This window comes from Microbacterium sp. BH-3-3-3 (genome assembly GCF_007679045.1).
GTDB classification, from domain to species: domain Bacteria; phylum Actinomycetota; class Actinomycetes; order Actinomycetales; family Microbacteriaceae; genus Microbacterium; species Microbacterium algihabitans.
Genome location: NZ_VEFS01000001.1, coordinates 1,511,770 through 1,526,495, shown reverse-complemented (window position 1 = coordinate 1,526,495; position 14,726 = coordinate 1,511,770). Strand labels below are relative to the sequence as shown.

The 14,726-nt window shown below is 71.6% G+C and carries 14 protein-coding genes; 4 read left to right on the top strand and 10 right to left on the bottom strand.

Annotated elements, in window-relative coordinates; genetic code table 11:
- Positions 1–113: 113 nt before the first annotated feature.
- The 8 genes from FS769_RS07130 to FS769_RS07095 all read right to left on the bottom strand — a co-directional run bounded on the left by FS769_RS07130 (position 114) and on the right by FS769_RS07095 (position 7,271).
- A complete protein-coding gene (locus FS769_RS07130; RefSeq protein WP_144831295.1) occupies positions 114–827 on the bottom strand; it encodes a DNA-3-methyladenine glycosylase in 714 nt (237 codons plus the stop codon).
- Positions 824–2,257: a hypothetical protein gene (locus FS769_RS07125; protein WP_144831292.1), complete on the bottom strand. Its 1,434-nt coding sequence runs from the start codon at positions 2,255–2,257 to the stop codon at positions 824–826. Before FS769_RS07125 ends, FS769_RS07130 begins: the two co-directional genes overlap by 4 nt.
- Entirely contained in the window at positions 2,247–3,104 is an 858-nt protein-coding gene (locus tag FS769_RS07120) for a DUF1980 domain-containing protein (RefSeq protein WP_144831289.1), read from the bottom strand. Before FS769_RS07120 ends, FS769_RS07125 begins: the two co-directional genes overlap by 11 nt.
- Positions 3,097–4,125, bottom strand: coding sequence for a permease (locus tag FS769_RS07115; protein WP_144831286.1), 1,029 nt, complete (start codon positions 4,123–4,125; stop codon positions 3,097–3,099). The genes FS769_RS07120 and FS769_RS07115 overlap by 8 nt, the downstream gene beginning before the upstream one ends.
- Positions 4,112–4,525 (bottom strand): Fur family transcriptional regulator, encoded by a 414-nt coding sequence (locus tag FS769_RS07110; RefSeq protein WP_144831283.1) that lies wholly within the window; start codon positions 4,523–4,525, stop codon positions 4,112–4,114. The genes FS769_RS07115 and FS769_RS07110 overlap by 14 nt, the downstream gene beginning before the upstream one ends.
- 75 nt (positions 4,526–4,600) lie before the next feature.
- Positions 4,601–5,461 (bottom strand): metal ABC transporter permease, encoded by an 861-nt coding sequence (locus FS769_RS07105; protein ID WP_144831280.1) that lies wholly within the window; start codon positions 5,459–5,461, stop codon positions 4,601–4,603.
- Positions 5,458–6,273 carry a metal ABC transporter ATP-binding protein gene (locus FS769_RS07100; protein WP_144831277.1) on the bottom strand — a complete coding sequence of 272 codons (816 nt, stop codon included), beginning with the start codon at positions 6,271–6,273 and terminating at the stop codon, positions 5,458–5,460. The genes FS769_RS07105 and FS769_RS07100 overlap by 4 nt, the downstream gene beginning before the upstream one ends.
- Positions 6,270–7,271 carry a metal ABC transporter solute-binding protein, Zn/Mn family gene (locus FS769_RS07095; RefSeq protein ID WP_144831274.1) on the bottom strand — a complete coding sequence of 334 codons (1,002 nt, stop codon included), beginning with the start codon at positions 7,269–7,271 and terminating at the stop codon, positions 6,270–6,272. Before FS769_RS07095 ends, FS769_RS07100 begins: the two co-directional genes overlap by 4 nt.
- Positions 7,272–7,426: 155 nt before the next feature.
- Here FS769_RS07095 and FS769_RS07090 point away from each other — a divergent pair, with 155 nt between their 5' ends.
- Positions 7,427–8,941 carry a CoA-acylating methylmalonate-semialdehyde dehydrogenase gene (locus FS769_RS07090; protein ID WP_144831265.1) on the top strand — a complete coding sequence of 505 codons (1,515 nt, stop codon included), beginning with the start codon at positions 7,427–7,429 and terminating at the stop codon, positions 8,939–8,941.
- 314 nt (positions 8,942–9,255) lie between these two features.
- Here FS769_RS07090 and FS769_RS07085 read toward each other — a convergent pair whose 3' ends face one another.
- Positions 9,256–10,761, bottom strand: a complete 1,506-nt coding sequence (locus tag FS769_RS07085) for a PucR family transcriptional regulator (protein ID WP_144831262.1) — start codon at positions 10,759–10,761, stop codon at positions 9,256–9,258.
- 84 nt (positions 10,762–10,845) lie between these two features.
- On the opposite strand from FS769_RS07085, the gene FS769_RS07080 reads away from it, so the two are divergent.
- Positions 10,846–12,171 (top strand): aspartate aminotransferase family protein, encoded by a 1,326-nt coding sequence (locus FS769_RS07080; RefSeq protein ID WP_144831259.1) that lies wholly within the window; start codon positions 10,846–10,848, stop codon positions 12,169–12,171.
- A 126-nt stretch (positions 12,172–12,297) separates the two neighbouring features.
- Here FS769_RS07080 and FS769_RS07075 read toward each other — a convergent pair whose 3' ends face one another.
- Positions 12,298–13,182, bottom strand: coding sequence for a 3-hydroxyacyl-CoA dehydrogenase family protein (locus FS769_RS07075; RefSeq protein WP_144831256.1), 885 nt, complete (start codon positions 13,180–13,182; stop codon positions 12,298–12,300).
- Positions 13,183–13,279: 97 nt separating this feature from the next.
- On the opposite strand from FS769_RS07075, the gene FS769_RS07070 reads away from it, so the two are divergent.
- Complete coding sequence (locus tag FS769_RS07070; RefSeq protein WP_144831253.1) at positions 13,280–14,041, top strand: acetoacetate decarboxylase; 762 nt, start codon at positions 13,280–13,282, stop codon at positions 14,039–14,041.
- 10 nt (positions 14,042–14,051) lie between these two features.
- Positions 14,052–14,672, top strand: coding sequence for a TetR/AcrR family transcriptional regulator (locus FS769_RS07065; protein ID WP_186325449.1), 621 nt, complete (start codon positions 14,052–14,054; stop codon positions 14,670–14,672).
- Positions 14,673–14,726 lie beyond the last annotated feature (54 nt).

The window sequence follows — 14,726 nt, the reverse complement described above, 5'->3', positions numbered from 1 at the left end:
CACCGGACGGTGCCACCCAAGATCCCTTGTCTGCACCCCGTCCGAGCACGGCGGAAGGCCGGGATCGGGAAGAGGGATGCGAACTGCGTGCTGGAGTGCGCGCAGACAAGGGGTCAGTCTAGCACGGGCGGCGTGTCGCCTTGACGGGCGGCCGCCTCCGCGGCGCCCCGGCCCCAGCGGAACGCCGAGACCGTGGCATCCCCCTCGATCCAGAAGCGCCACGGGAACGCCGCCGTCCCCGCGATGCCCGCCACACCGACCCGCGGGCCCGTCGCCACGCGGGCGATCGGCTCGACCGGAAGCAGCAGGCGCGATCGCGCTCCCGCGTGCTCCGCACCGGTCACCGCGTCGATCCCGTCGTGCACCGGATGCCGCAGGCCCACGGCGTCACCGAGCCGGCCGGGTCCGCGGGCGAGGTCGCGCGCGCTGCGCACCGCACCGCGGCGTTCGAGTCGTCGACGCTCGGCCACCGCCTCGCCCTCGATCACCTCGGCGCCGCGCAGGAGCACACCGCCGGCGACCCCCTCGGGTCCGCACACGACATTGACGCACGAGTGGATGCCGTGGCTCAGGTACACGTAGAGGTGGCCGGGCTCGCCCCACATCGTGGCGTTGCGCGCCGTCGGGCCCATGCGGGCGTGCGAGCCCGGGTCGGGCCGGTCGCCGGTGCCGAGCCCGTGGTAGGCCTCGACCTCGGTCAGACGCACGACCACCCGCTCGCCCGCGACCACCGTCTCGAGCAGCGCGCCGAGCAGCAGCGGGGCGACCTCGACGGGCAGGGCCGACAGCTCGTCGCGCGACGCGGGTCGGGTCGCGGCCGGGGTCACTGCGGCGGCACCTGGCACCACGACAGGTCGAAGCCCTGCAGGGCGACGACCTCCTGCCCCGTGTCGATTTCGACGAGGTGCGTGAGCAGGCGCTCGGGAAGCGGCAGCTGATACCGGTCGTAGGGGTTGTCGACCGCGCGCGGTGCCACGAGCACGGCGGCGTAGCGACCGCTGGGCGAGACGCACGTCTGCAGCACGGTGTCGGCGCCGGGCACCTCGACCAGCGGGTCGACGGTGCCGTCGGTGGCCACGTGGGCCACGATCGTCGAGCGCGAGACCCCGTCGGAGCTGATGTCGGCGAACGAGCGGATGGTGCCCGCGTCGGTCCCCGGCACCGGCGTCGCGCGACCCGCGAGCCCCGGCGGATCGACGGGCTCGACGAGCCCCTGCTCGGACCCGTCGGTGAGGTTGATCTCGCGGATGCCCTCGAGACGTTCCACCACCGCCACCGACGACCCGCGGGCGATGCCGTCGATCGACACGGCGCTGCCGAGCGGAGCCGCATTGCCGCCCTGGGCGTCGGTGAGCAGCAGACGCGAGTCGAAGGTGAGCACGAGCATGCTGTCGGTGTCGGGCACGAAGCGGTAGTCGGCGATGCGCACGTCGCCGCCGTTCAGCCCCACCTCGGTGGGCGGAGCGTCGTCGGCGGCCGACGCCGTGAACAGACGGCTCTCGCGTCCTCCGGCGGCACTGAGGTCGGCATCCGAGAACGTGAATCCGATCCGCTCTCCGCGGTCGGCCGACTGCAGGTTCGAGACGAATCCCGGTCCCGGCAGGGCGATGTCGCGCTGGTTCTTGCCGTCGAGGTCGGTCACGATGACGCGGGCGGTCTCGCCGTCGCGCACCGAGATGACCAGGTGATTGGCGGTGGCGCGGAAGTCCTCGATGTGCGGGTGCACGAAGACGGGGAGCCCGGCCTCGCCCTTCAGGTCGGTGCGGAAGATCGTGTCGCCCTCGGGCGTGCCGCGCTGCATGAGGAAGGCCTGCAGCGGCGGCGTGCGGAAGCTCTCGGTGAGGGTCGACGAGGGTCCCGCGCCGAGGCCCTTCACGCCGTTGACGGTGATGCGGTAGTCGGTGTCGTCGCGCAGCGGCAGGGTGAAGCGCACGCCCACGCTGCGGCCGGCGGTGTCGACGGTGAAGGGAGCCGCGGGCTCGACCACGACCTGCGAGGGGTCGACCGTCTCGAGCGACTGCGTCGTGGTGAGGATCACGCGCGACCCCGATGCCGCCACCGCGGCCGCGGGGTCGACCTGCACGTCGGTCACGCGCGGGCCCTGGGCGACCGCCACGACACCGCCGAGACCGCCGATCACGACGAGGCCGACGAGCACCACGGCGAAGGCCATCGCGAAGCCGCGGCCGCGGCGCTTGCGCGAACGGGCACGCCGCGACGAACCGGCACCCGCGGCGCGGCGGCTGTCAGTACTCATACGGGTCCGCCGGCTCGTCGATCGAGGCCACCTGATCGGCGTGCACCTCGAGCTTGCCGTCGCCGCTGGAGCGCACCGTACCCGTGACCGTCACCCACTGCCCCGTCGAGGGGGCGTCGACGGTGGCGGCGATGGGCAGGCGGGCGGTCTGCGCATCGATCACGCAGTGCGTGATCACGAGGCGGGTCAGGTCGAAGGTCGAGCCGTCGGCGGCCGGCGTGATGAAGCCCGTGAGGGTGACGGGTTTGCCGTCGAAGGTCTCGGGGTTGGTGGCGTGCGCGAACACCGCCGACCAGTCGCCGATGCCGAAGGTCGAGGTGTCGCCCGAGGCGGCGAGCGTGATGACGTCGGACCCGGCGAACAGCGGCGGGGCCCCCACGTCGCGCGAGACGGCGAGCTCGGTCGACAGCGAGGCCGCCGGCGTCAGCAGCACCGCGATCACGGCGCCCGAGGCCAGCACTCCCCCGGTGAAGGCGGCGATGCCGCCGGGGGTCAGTCGCGGCCTCGCCGCCAGATGCTCGTGCGCCACGCGGTCGTGGTCGTCCATGGCGTCCGCGTGCTCGTGATCGGCGTGCGCGAACGCCTCGCGCCGGGCCGATGCCGAGGCCGGCGCGTGGCCGTGCTCGTGGTCATGGCCGTGATCGGCTTCGGCGCCGAGCGGCAGGGCGAACGACGCGATCGCGCCGATCAGCGCCACCACCGACATGCCGACCGCGAACCAGGCCGAGTCGGGGTTGATGTACAGCGACATGCGGCCGGTGAGCCATAGCGTGATCGTCGTGATCGACAGGCACGCGGTGAGCCCCACCCCGAGCCAGCGCGTGGCGAGTGCGGATGCCTTAGACAATCAGGTTCACCACCGTTCCGAGCGCGAAGGCGAACAACACCACGACGACCGTCATGCCCGCGAGCACGCGGGTGGTGAAGGTCGTGCGCAGCAGCGCCATCATCTTGAGGTCGATGATCGGGCCGACCACGAGGAAGGCGACGATCGAGCCGGGCGTGAAGGTCGACGCGAACGACAGGGCGAAGAACGCATCGACGTTGGAGCACAGCGACACCACGATCGCGAGCACCATCATCGCCGCGATCGACAGGGCCGGGTCGGAGCCGATCGCCAGCAGGGCGCTGCGCGGCACGAGCACCTGCACCGCGCCGGCCAGGAGCGATCCGATGATCAGCGCCGGCATGACCGAGCGCAGCTCGACCACCAGCTGGGCGAGGGTGCGCCGACCCCGGTCGCCGCGCTCCTGCACGACGATCTCGCACGTCTCGAGGAAGCGTTCGGTGAGCAGCTTGTCGGGATCGGGATGCCGGCTGTACAGCCACCCGAGCAGGTTCGCGACCAGGAAGCCGCCGATCAGGCGCGCCACGAGGATGCCGTCGCTGAAGCCGAACGCCGCGTGCGTGGAGATGATGACGATCGGGTTCACGATGGGCGCTGCGACCAGGAACGTCAGGGTGTCGCTCACCCCGAACCCGCGCATCATGAGCCCGCGCGCGAAGGGGACGTTGCCGCACTCGCAGACCGGGATGAACATGCCCAGCAGCGACAGCACGGCTCGGCGCGCCCACGGCGCGCGCGGCATCCACCGCTCGATCGCCCCCGGCGGCACCCACACCTGCACGAGGATCGACAGCACGACACCGAGCACCACGAACGGCAGCGATTCGATCAGCACGCTCAGGGCGAGCGTGAGTCCGTCCTGCGCGCGCGTGGGCAGCGGCTGGGCGAAGAAGGTCGGCGCGAAGGCGTCGACGAGGAACAGCGCGGTGACCACGAGCACACCCAGGCCGAGCGCGACGAGGGTGCGGGAGGACCCCGACCGCTGCGGCGCGGGGGCCGTGGTGCGACTACTCGTCGCCACGCTCGCGAGCCCGTGCGAGGGCGCAGTCGGTGCACAGGCCGAAGATGTCGACCACGTGCTCGGCTTCGATGAACCCGTTCTGGGCGGCGGTGCGCTGGGCCCACTCCTCGACGTCGGTCGCGGCGATCTCGACGGCCTTGCCGCACGAGCGGCAGATGAGGTGGTGGTGGTGACCGCGGCTCTCGCACGCGCGGAAGAGGTTCTCGCCCTCGGGGCTCTGCAGCGAGTCGGCGTCGCCGCGGGCGGCGAGACCGGCGAGCGTGCGATACACGGTCGCGAGGCCGATGCCGGTGTTCTCGTCGCGCAGGGTGGCGTGCAGCGACTGCGCGCTGACGAAGCCTCCCGCTCCGGAGAGGGCTTCGCGCACGCGCTCGCGCTGCCACGTGTTGCGCTGGACCATGGCCGGGAGTCTATCGACGGGTTCGGTGAATGCGCTGGGGGTTACCGCGCCGTGCCCGGCCCGCCTCTGCAGGATTCACAGAGCCCGCGTGGTGCGATCGCGCCGGGCGCCGATGAGGCGGCACACCAGGTAGATCGCGAACGAGATGGTCGTGATGTACGGGCTCACGGGCAGCGTTCCGGCCACCGCGAGGAGCACACCGCCCACCGCCGAGACGAAACCGAAGAGCGCGGCCAGCACGGGGACCGAGAGGGGTCCGGATGCCACGCGCATCGCGGCCGCGGCCGGGGTGACCAGCAGCGCCATCACCAGCAGCGCGCCGATGATGTGCACGGCCACGGCGACGATCAGGCCGAGCAGCAGCATGAACGCCAGCGAGACCGCCGTGGTGGGCACTCCGCGCGCGGCCGCCGACTGCGGGTCGAGGGAGTCGAAGCGCAGCGGGCGCCAGATGAGCAGCAGGGCCACGAGCACCACGACGCCGATCACGACGAGCCAGCCCAGCTGCCCGCTCTGCACCGACACGATCTGCCCGGTCAGCAGGCTGAAACGCGTGGCGCTGCGCCCGTTGTAGAGCGACAGGCACAGGATGCCGACGCCCAGGCCGAACGGCATGAGCACGCCGATGATCGAGTTGCGGTCGCGCGCACGGGCGCCGAGCACCCCAATGAGGGCGGCGGCGATGAGCGAGCCCACGATCGAGCCCGACACGACGTCGGCGCCGATGAGAAGGGCGACCGCGGCACCCGCGAACGACAACTCGCTGATGCCGTGGACGGCGAAGGCCATGTCGCGCTGCATCACGAAGACGCCGATCAGACCGCCGACGAGCCCGAGCACCGCTCCGGCGTACACGGAGTTCTGCACCAGGTCGAGGATCGCGCCGTACTGGCTCACCCCGCCGAACAGCGCGTCGCCGACGTCGGACCAGTTCATTCGTCGTCCTCGCCGTGGTGATGGTGGTGGTGGTCCTCGGCATCCGGAGCACCGACGACGATCAGCTGGTCGCCCGCGCGCACGACGAAGACGGGGGCGCCGTACAGGGCCGAGAGCGTCTCGGTCGTGAGCACCTCGTCGGGGGTGCCGAGGGTGAAGCGGCCGTTCGCGATGTAGAGGATGCGGTCGACGCGCGACAGCACGGGGTTGATGTCGTGGGTGACCAGCAGCACGGCGGCGTTGCGCTCGCGGCGATGGCGGTCGATCAGGCGCACGACGGCCTGCTGGTTGGCGAGGTCGAGGCTCGTCAGCGGCTCGTCGCACAGCAGCAGAGCGGGGTCGTCGGCGAGGGCCTGGCCCACGCGCAGGCGCTGCTGCTCGCCGCCCGAGAGCAGCCCCACCGGTCGGTCGCCGAACGCCGTCGCCCCGACCGCCTCGAGCAGCTCGTCGATGCGGGCGCGGTCTTTCTTGCGCGACAGCGGCAGACCGAGTCGGTGCCCGTCGACGCCGAGGCCGATGATGTCGCGCCCGCGCAGCGGGGTCTCGCGCGGCAGCGGACGCTGCTGGGGGATGTAGCCGATGCGGCGGTTGCCCGCCCGGCGCACCGGGGCGCCGAGGGCCTCGACGGAGCCGGCGCTGACCCGCTCGAGTCCGAGGATCGCGCGCAGCAGCGTCGTCTTGCCCGAGCCGCTGGGCCCGAGCACGGCGACGAGCTCGCCGGGCTGCACCTCGAGATCGAGCCCCGACCACAGTTCGCGACCGCCGCGTTCGAGCGCGGCGCCGCGGATGCGCAGCGGTACCGCCGCGCTCACGCCGCCAGCGCGTCGGTCAGCGCCGTGATGTTGCTCTGCATCCACGAGATGTAAGTCTGTCCCTCGGGGAGCGTTTCGGTGAATTCGATCACCGGGATGTTCTTCGCCTTGGCCTCGTCTTCGACCTGCGTCACCTCGGCGCCACCGGTCTGCGGGTTGACGATCAAGACGCGGATGTCGCCCGAGTCGATCAGCTTCAGCGACTCCAGAAGCGTCGCGGGCGGCACGTCCTGGCCCTCCTCGACGGCCTCGCTGAACTCGTTCGGCGTCGCGTTGTCGAGCCCCGCGGCGGTGGTCAGGTACACGGGCACCGGCTCGGTCACGAACACCTTCGCACCGGCATCCGTCGCCTCGATCTTCGCGAGCGAGTCCTCGAGTCCCGCGACCTGCTGCGTGAACGCGGCGGCATTGGCGTTGAAGTCGGCGACGTGGTCGGGGGCCAGTTCGCCCAGGTGCTCGGCGATGTCGCCGGCGAGGTCTTCGACCGTGTGCGGGTCGTACCAGACGTGCTCGTTGAAGCCCTCGATGTGGTCGTGTCCGTCGCCCTCGGCGTGGTCGTGGTCGTCGGCACTCTCGCCGGCCGCGGGCGTGGCCGCGTCGTCGTGCGACTCCGCACCGGGGTAGTCGTGGTTGAACTCCACGGCGGTGATCACCGGGGCGGTGGTGCCGCTGGCCTCGATGAGCGACTCCATGAAGGCGTCGTAGCCGGCGCCGTTCTCGATGACGAGGCCGGCGTTCTTGAGGGTGAGCTGGTCTTGCGCGCTCGCCTCGTACTCGTGCGGGTCCTGCGAAGGCGAGGTGATGATCGACTGCACGTCGACGAAGTCGCCGCCGACAGCCTCGGCGATCGAGCCGTAGACGTCGGTGGATGCCACGACCGTCACCTTGCCGTCGGCGTTCCCGGTCGCGCCTGTCGAGGTCGACGTGCCCGCGCATCCGGCGAGCGCGAGGACGGAGACGGCACCGAGGACGACGGGGGCGAGGATGCGACGGGTCATGCGTTCAGACTAACGCTGCTGATAATCGTTCTCAAACTCAGCAGCGCGTTCATCGGCTGCTCCCAGGCTCATCGCTGCCGTTCTGTCCCTCACCCTGGGGGCCGCGCGACGGATTGGCAGCGGCGCCGCGCGGGCGACGGCCCTTTACTGGGGGCATGACCGACCACGACCTCCCCGTCATTGCGCACTGGATCGACGGCGCCGAGAGCGCCCCGACGGGCGGACGCACCGCCCCCGTGTACAACCCCGCCACCGGCGCGGTGCAGGCGCACGTCGCCCTGGCCGACGAGGCCGACATCCAGGCCGCGATCGCCTCGGCCTCCCGCGGCTTCGCCGAGTGGAGCGGCTACTCCATCGCCAAGCGCCAGAGCGTGCTGTTCGCGTTCCGCGAGCTGCTCAACGCGCGCAAGGGCGAACTGGCCGCGATCCTCACCGCCGAGCACGGCAAGGTGCTCTCCGACGCGATGGGCGAGATCGCCCGCGGGCAGGAGGTCGTCGAGCTCGCGACCGGCTTCCCGCACCTCATCAAGGGCGCCTACAGCGAGAACGCCTCCAGCGGCGTCGACGTGTACTCGCTCAAGCAGCCGCTCGGCGTCGTCGGCATCATCAGCCCCTTCAACTTCCCCGCCATGGTGCCGATGTGGTTCTTCCCCATCGCCCTGGCCGCCGGCAACGCCGTCGTGCTCAAGCCGAGCGAGAAGGACCCCTCCGCCTCGCTCTGGCTCGCGCGCCTGTGGAAGGAGGCCGGTCTTCCCGCCGGCGCCTTCACGGTGCTGCAGGGCGACAAGGTCGCCGTCGACGGTCTGCTCGAGGCGCCCGAGGTGCAGTCGATCTCGTTCGTCGGCTCGACCCCCATCGCGCAGTACATCTACGAGACCGCGTCGAAGAACGGCAAGCGCGTGCAGGCCCTGGGCGGCGCGAAGAACCACATGCTGGTGCTCCCCGACGCCGACCTCGACCTCGTGGCCGACTCCGCCGTCAACGCCGGCTTCGGCGCCGCGGGCGAGCGCTGCATGGCCGTCTCGGTCGTGCTGGCCGTCGACCCCGTCGCCGACGAGCTGATCGCCAAGGTCACCGAGCGCATCGCGAAGCTCCGCATCGGAAACGGCGCGGATGCCGACGAGCCCGACATGGGCCCGCTCATCTCGGGCGCGCACCGCGACAAGGTGTCGTCGTACGTCGACATCGCCGAGGCCGACGGCGCGACCATCGTGGTCGACGGCCGCGGCTTCTCGGTCGACGGGCACGAGGAGGGCTTCTTCTTCGGACCCACCCTGCTCGACGAGGTGCCGACCAGCTCGCGCGCCTACACCGAGGAGATCTTCGGCCCCGTGCTCTCGGTCGTGCGCGTGAAGACCTACGAAGAGGGCCTCGCCCTCATCAACAGCGGCGAGTTCGGCAACGGAACGGCGATCTTCACCAACGACGGCGGAGCCGCCCGCCGCTTCCAGCACGAGGTGCAGGTCGGCATGATCGGCATCAACGTGCCGATCCCCGTGCCCGTCGCCTACCACTCGTTCGGCGGGTGGAAGAAGAGCCTGTTCGGCGACGCCAAGGCCTACGGCATGCACGGCTTCGACTTCTTCACCCGCGAGAAGGCCGTCACGAGCCGCTGGCTCGACCCCGCCACCCACGGCGGCATCAACCTCGGCTTCCCCCAGAACAGCTGAGTCGTCGGCACCGGATGCCGCGGCCCCGGGCTCTCCGCAGCCTCGTGGTCGCGGCATCCGTCGTTCTTCCGCCGTCGCCCCGGTTGCCCGTGTCGTCGCCCGCCGTCGTGCGGACCCGAACCCCGACACACCGCCCCGCGACCACCCGGCACCGGCGCGTCGGGCCCACCATCCGCAGGACGGCGCCGCGGCGCCACCCCGCCGTCACGCGGACCCGAACCCCGACACACCGCCCCACGACCACCCGACACCGGCGCGTCGGGCCCACCATCCGCAGGACGGCGCCGCGGCGAGCGGATCGCGCGACGGACTCGTCAGCCGCCGAGCTCCAGCGCCGCCCACAGCTCGGCCCGCGCGGCGAAGCTCGACAGGTCGATCTCGAGCACCTGCTCCAGCTGCGCCATGCGCGCCCTCAGGGTGTGGCGGTGGATGCCGAGACTCCGCGCCGCGGGATCCCAGGCGCCGTTCGCGTCGAGCCAGACCCGCGCCGAGGCGAGCAGCCGCTCCCGCTCGACCGCCGGGAGGGCCTCGAGCGGGCGGAGGAGGGAGCGCGCGAGCACCTCGCCGCCGCGGTCGCGCAGCGCCCCCACCAGCCCGCGTCCCGCGAGCTCGTCATACGCGCGCACCGCGCCGGTCTCGGCATCGCGCGCAGCGTGCGACGCCCGCCGCAGATCCTCGGCGAGGTCGTCGCCCGCCTCGTGACGGGCGGTGCCGACGCACAGTCCCCGCCGCTCGGCGAGGGCGGCGAGGGCGGATGCCGCTCTGTCGGCCGCGAGCACGATGACATCGTCGCCACGCTCGGCCGAGAACATGCGCGTCGGATCGCTGGAGACGAGGTCGAGTTCGTCGAGCAGTCCGGGCAACGCCCCGGCCCCGCGCACGACCCCGACGAGGTACGGTTCCACGGGCAGACCACCGAACGCCGACTCGGCCACCCGCCGCGCCGTGTCGCCGTGTCCGTCGACCAGCAGGTCGATGACGCCCGCGCGCACGCCGCGCAGGGCCGACTGCAGTCCGCGCTGCTGCTCCAGCGCGATGCTGGCGAGAGCCACGACGGAGGCGACGAGATCCCGGCCCGCGGGGTCGAGAGGCTCCGGCCCGCCCACCGCGAGCACGCCGCGCAGCCGTCCGCTCTGCCCGATCGTCTGCACGAGCGCGTGACCGGCCGACGGCACGACGAGGCTCGCCGCGGTGCGTCGCTCGAGCAGGCGCCGCACGTCGCGGCCGACCTCCGCCTCGACCTCGGCCGGCGCCGCACGCAGGCCCGGCGACGACAGGCGGCCCCCGACGGCGTCGTACAGCTCGACCCATGCGTCGAGCAGGCGCGAGAGGGTCGCGAGGATCTCGCGCAGGCCGTCGTCGCGCACCGCGGCACGCGCCACCGCGCGCTGGGCGTCGAGCAACCACGACAGGCGCGCGGCGCCTTCTGCGGCGATGATGTCGGCAACGAAGCGGATGATCCGGATGAACGGCGCGCGATCCGCGATCTCGACGATCGGCAGGTCGGCGGCCTCCCCCGCGCGCACCACGGCCTCGGGCACGCGGTCGTGGATGATGTCGGTCGCGAAGCCCAGGCCCGCGACCCCGAGCGCGCGCAAGCGGCGGCAGTAGGCCAGTGCCTCATCGGCATCCGGATCCGCAGAGAACTGCGCCCCGTTGGTCAGCAGCAGGTTGCCCGCCTCGAGGTACGGCGTGGGGTCGAGCAGGTCGGAGCTGTGCACCCACGACAGGGGGCGGTCGAGTGCCTCGTCGTCGGGCCGCGTCAGCACGCGCAGGGGGAACGACTGGTCGTCGAGAAGGGTGCGGAGGGTCGCGGGCATGGCGGGCCAAACTGTCGATCGTCCGTCGAGATTACCGACAGATCGTCGCTCCCCGGCGCGGCGCGGCGCGCCCACACTGGTGGCATGTCGACTCCTCTCACCACGACCCGCAACGCCGAGATCAGCGAGCGCGACCGCACGAGCGTCTTCCACTCGTGGTCGGCCCAGCGCACCCTCGCCCCGCTCCCCCTCGCGGGCGGCTCGGGCGTCGAGGTGTGGGACGCCGACGGCCGCCGGTACCTCGACTTCTCGAGCCAGCTCGTCAACGTCAACATCGGTCACCAGCATCCGCGGGTCGTCGCCGCGATCCAGGAGCAGGCGGCGCAGCTGACCACCGTCGCCCCCGCGCACGCCAACGAGACGCGCGCGCACGCGGCCGAACTGATCCTCGAGCGGACCCCCGAGGGGTTCTCGAAGGTCTTCTTCACCAATGGCGGGGCGGATGCCAACGAGAACGCCATCCGCATGGCCCGCCTGACCACGGGCCGCGACAAGGTCGTGTCGCACTACCGCTCGTACCACGGCAACACCGGGTCGGCGATCGTGGCGACCGGCGACTGGCGCCGCATTCCGAACGAGTACTCGCGCGGCCACGTGCACGTGTTCGGCCCCTACCTCTACCGGTCGGAGTTCTGGGCTGAGACCCCCGAGCAGGAGTGCGAGCGCGCTCTGCGCCACCTCGAGCGCACCGTGCAGGCCGAGGGTCCCGACACGATCGCGGCGTTCCTGTTCGAGACGATCCCCGGCACCGCCGGTGTGCTCGTGCCGCCGCCCGGATACCTCGAGGGCGTCCGCGCGATCGCCGACCGCTACGGCATCCTGCTCATCCTCGACGAGGTGATGGCCGGCTTCGCCCGCACGGGTGAGTGGTTCGCGTTCGACGCGTTCGACGTGCGGCCCGACCTGATCACCTTCGCGAAGGGCGTGAACTCGGGGTACGTCCCCGTGGGGGGAGTGGCGATCTCGGATGCCGTGGCCTCGACGTTCGACGACCGCGTGTTCCCCGGTGGCTTGACGTACTCGGGTCACCCGCTGGCTGCGGCCTCCATCGTCGCCGCCCAGCAGGCGATGGCCGACGAGGGCGTGATCGAGAACGCCCGCCGCATCGGCGAGGAGGTCATCGGCCCGCGCCTGCGGCAGCTCACCGAAGACTCACCGCTGGTGGGCGAAGTGCGCGGCCGCGGCGTGTTCTGGGCCGTCGAGCTCGTCGCCGACCAGGCCACGCGCGAGCCGCTGCCCGCCGCGCGCATCGGGGCGATCAAGGCCGCGATGCTCGAGAAGGGCGTGCTTGGCTTCACCGCCGACAACCGCGTGCACGTCGTGCCGCCCGCCGTGATCGGCGATGCCGACGCCCACCGCGGCCTCGACGTGCTGGTCGAGGTGCTGCAGGCCGAGGCCGCGCGCGGCTGACGCCCCGCTCGGGCACCCGGCACGTCGCGCCGGGCCCGCGCACCCACACTGAGTGTCCAAAACACCCGGACGGATTCGAAAATCGTCCGGGTGTCTTGGCACTCGAGGGGGAAAGTGGGGCGCGGATCAGGCGGCGACCGCGGCGGGCTCCTCGCTGTAGTCGTAGAAACCGCGACCCGACTTCACGCCGAGGTTCCCGGCATCCACGTAGCCCTTCAACAGCTCGCGCGGACCCTCGGGCAGGTGCGGGTTCTCGTCGGCGTAGTGCTGCTCGATGTCGAGCACGACGTCGAGGCCGACCTGGTCCATCATCTGGAACGGGCCCGCCGGGGCGCCGGAGTTGACCCGCCACATCGCGTCGACGTCTTCGGGGGTCGAGACGCCGTCGGCGACGACAGCGAGGGCCTCGCGCTTGATGGCCGCCCAGATGCGGTTGAAGATGAAGCCGGTCGACTCCTGGCGGGCGACGAACGGGAAGACCCCGAAGTGCGGGAGCTGCTCCTGCAGGAAGGCGATGGCCTCCGGCGCGGTCTGGCCGTCGCTCATGAGGTCGACCGCGTTCTGCTGCGGCGGCATGTAGAAGTGCATGTTGAGCACGCGCTCGGGCGTCGAGACCCGGTCGATCATCAGGCGTGACGCGAACGACGACGAGTTGCTGGCGAGGATGGCATCCGCCGGCGCGAGGCGGTCGAGGTCGCCGAACACCGACGTCTTCAGCTCGATGCGCTCGGGTACGGCCTCGACGACGAGCCAGGCGTCGGAGACGGCGGATGCCAACTCATCGGCGCCCTGCACGGTGCCGGCGACGGCCCCCTTGCGGGCGGCCACCACCGAGGGCAGCGTCTCTTCGACGTAGGCGACGGCGGCGGAGCGCACGGCATCCGCGAGATCGAAGATGCGCACGTCGGCCCCTCCGCTGGCGAACATCAGCGCGATGCGACGACCGAGCGTGCCACCCCCGATCACGGTGACGGGTCGGGTGTCGATGTTCTGGGGCAGCTGGACGCTCATGTCGTTTCCTCTCGTGGAGCAGAGGGTCGCCTTGCGGATGCGAACCTCTCGATACACACTGTACTTAATACACTTCGTACTGAACAGGTGATGACCGATGAACCCCCTCGAGATGCTCCGCCGCGGCACCACGCCGCTGACCGCCCCCGTCTACCCGCTGCGGGTCACGCGCTTCATCGACCGCGAGTACTTCAACGTCGTCTATCGAACGGATGCCGACGCGTTGCGCGCCGTGGTTCCGGAGCCCCTCGAGATCGACGAGCCGCTCGTGCGCTTCGAGGTCATGAAGATGGGCGAGGTCGACGGCTACGGCCCGTACGTCGAGTCGGGTCAGGCGATCCCCGTCACCCTCGACGGAGAGCGCGGCGAGTACCTGCACGCGATGTACCTCGACAACTTCGCCGCCACCGTGTCGGGGCGTGAGCTCAGCGCCTACCCGAAGGTGACCGGCACCCCCGACCTGCGCGTCGACCAGGGCGCCCTCGTCGGCACCCTCGATCGCGGCAGCGAGCGCGTGGCCACCGCGACCATGGGCTACAAGTGGGAGCCGCTCGACCTCGACGAGGCGAAGGCGCAGATCACCGTGCCGACCTTCATGGTCAAGCTCGTGCCCGACGTATTCACCCAGGGCATGCGCGCGGCCCACCTCGTGCGCACCGAGATCACCGACATCGTCGTGAAGGAGGCGTGGACCGGACCCGCCCGCCTGCAGCTGTTCGAGCACGCGCTCGCACCGATGGCCGACCTCCCCGTGCGCGAGATCGTCAGCGCCTCGCACATCGTCACCGACCTGACGCTCGCCCCCGTCCGCCCGGTCTTCGACTACCTCGACGAGGTGAACCGCGCCGCTGCTGCGTAACGTGGAGCCCGTGACGACCACCCCCGCTGAGGCGCCGAAGCCCGTGCGACGCCGCAGCAGCACCCGCACGGCGCTGATCGCGGCCGCCGAGGCGATATTCGACGAGACCGGCAGCACGTCGGTGAGCGTCGAGGCCATCACGCGGCGCGCGGGATACACCCGCGGGGCGTTCTACTCGAACTTCCGCTCGGTCGACGAGGTGTTCTTCGCGGTCTACGAGCAGCAGGCCGAGCTGGTCTTCGAGCTGCTCAGCGACATGCTCGGCGACGCCCGCAGCAGCGACGAGCCGACCCTCGACGACATCGTGCGCGGCGTCGTCGAGGGGCTCCCGCCCGAGGAGAAGTGGTACGCGATCCGCTCGGTGCTCATCACGCGCGCACGTCACGACGAGGAAGTCCGGATGCTGCTCACCGCGCACACCGACCACTTCCACGACACGCTGCAGCCGCTGCTGGTCGAGTGCCTCGCGCGGATCGGCCTGCACCCCGTGATCGACCCCGCGCTCTTCACACGCGCGGTCGTCGCCGCCCACGTCGGGGCGGTGAGCCAGAGCGTGCTGCACGCCGACACCCAGCGGGTGCGCGTCGCCGCGGTCGAGGGCTGCATCCTCGGGCTGACGCGCGCGGGCTGAGGGCCGGGCTCGCGCGGCCCGTCTCTGCGCGCGGGGCCGAGGTGTCGGCATCCG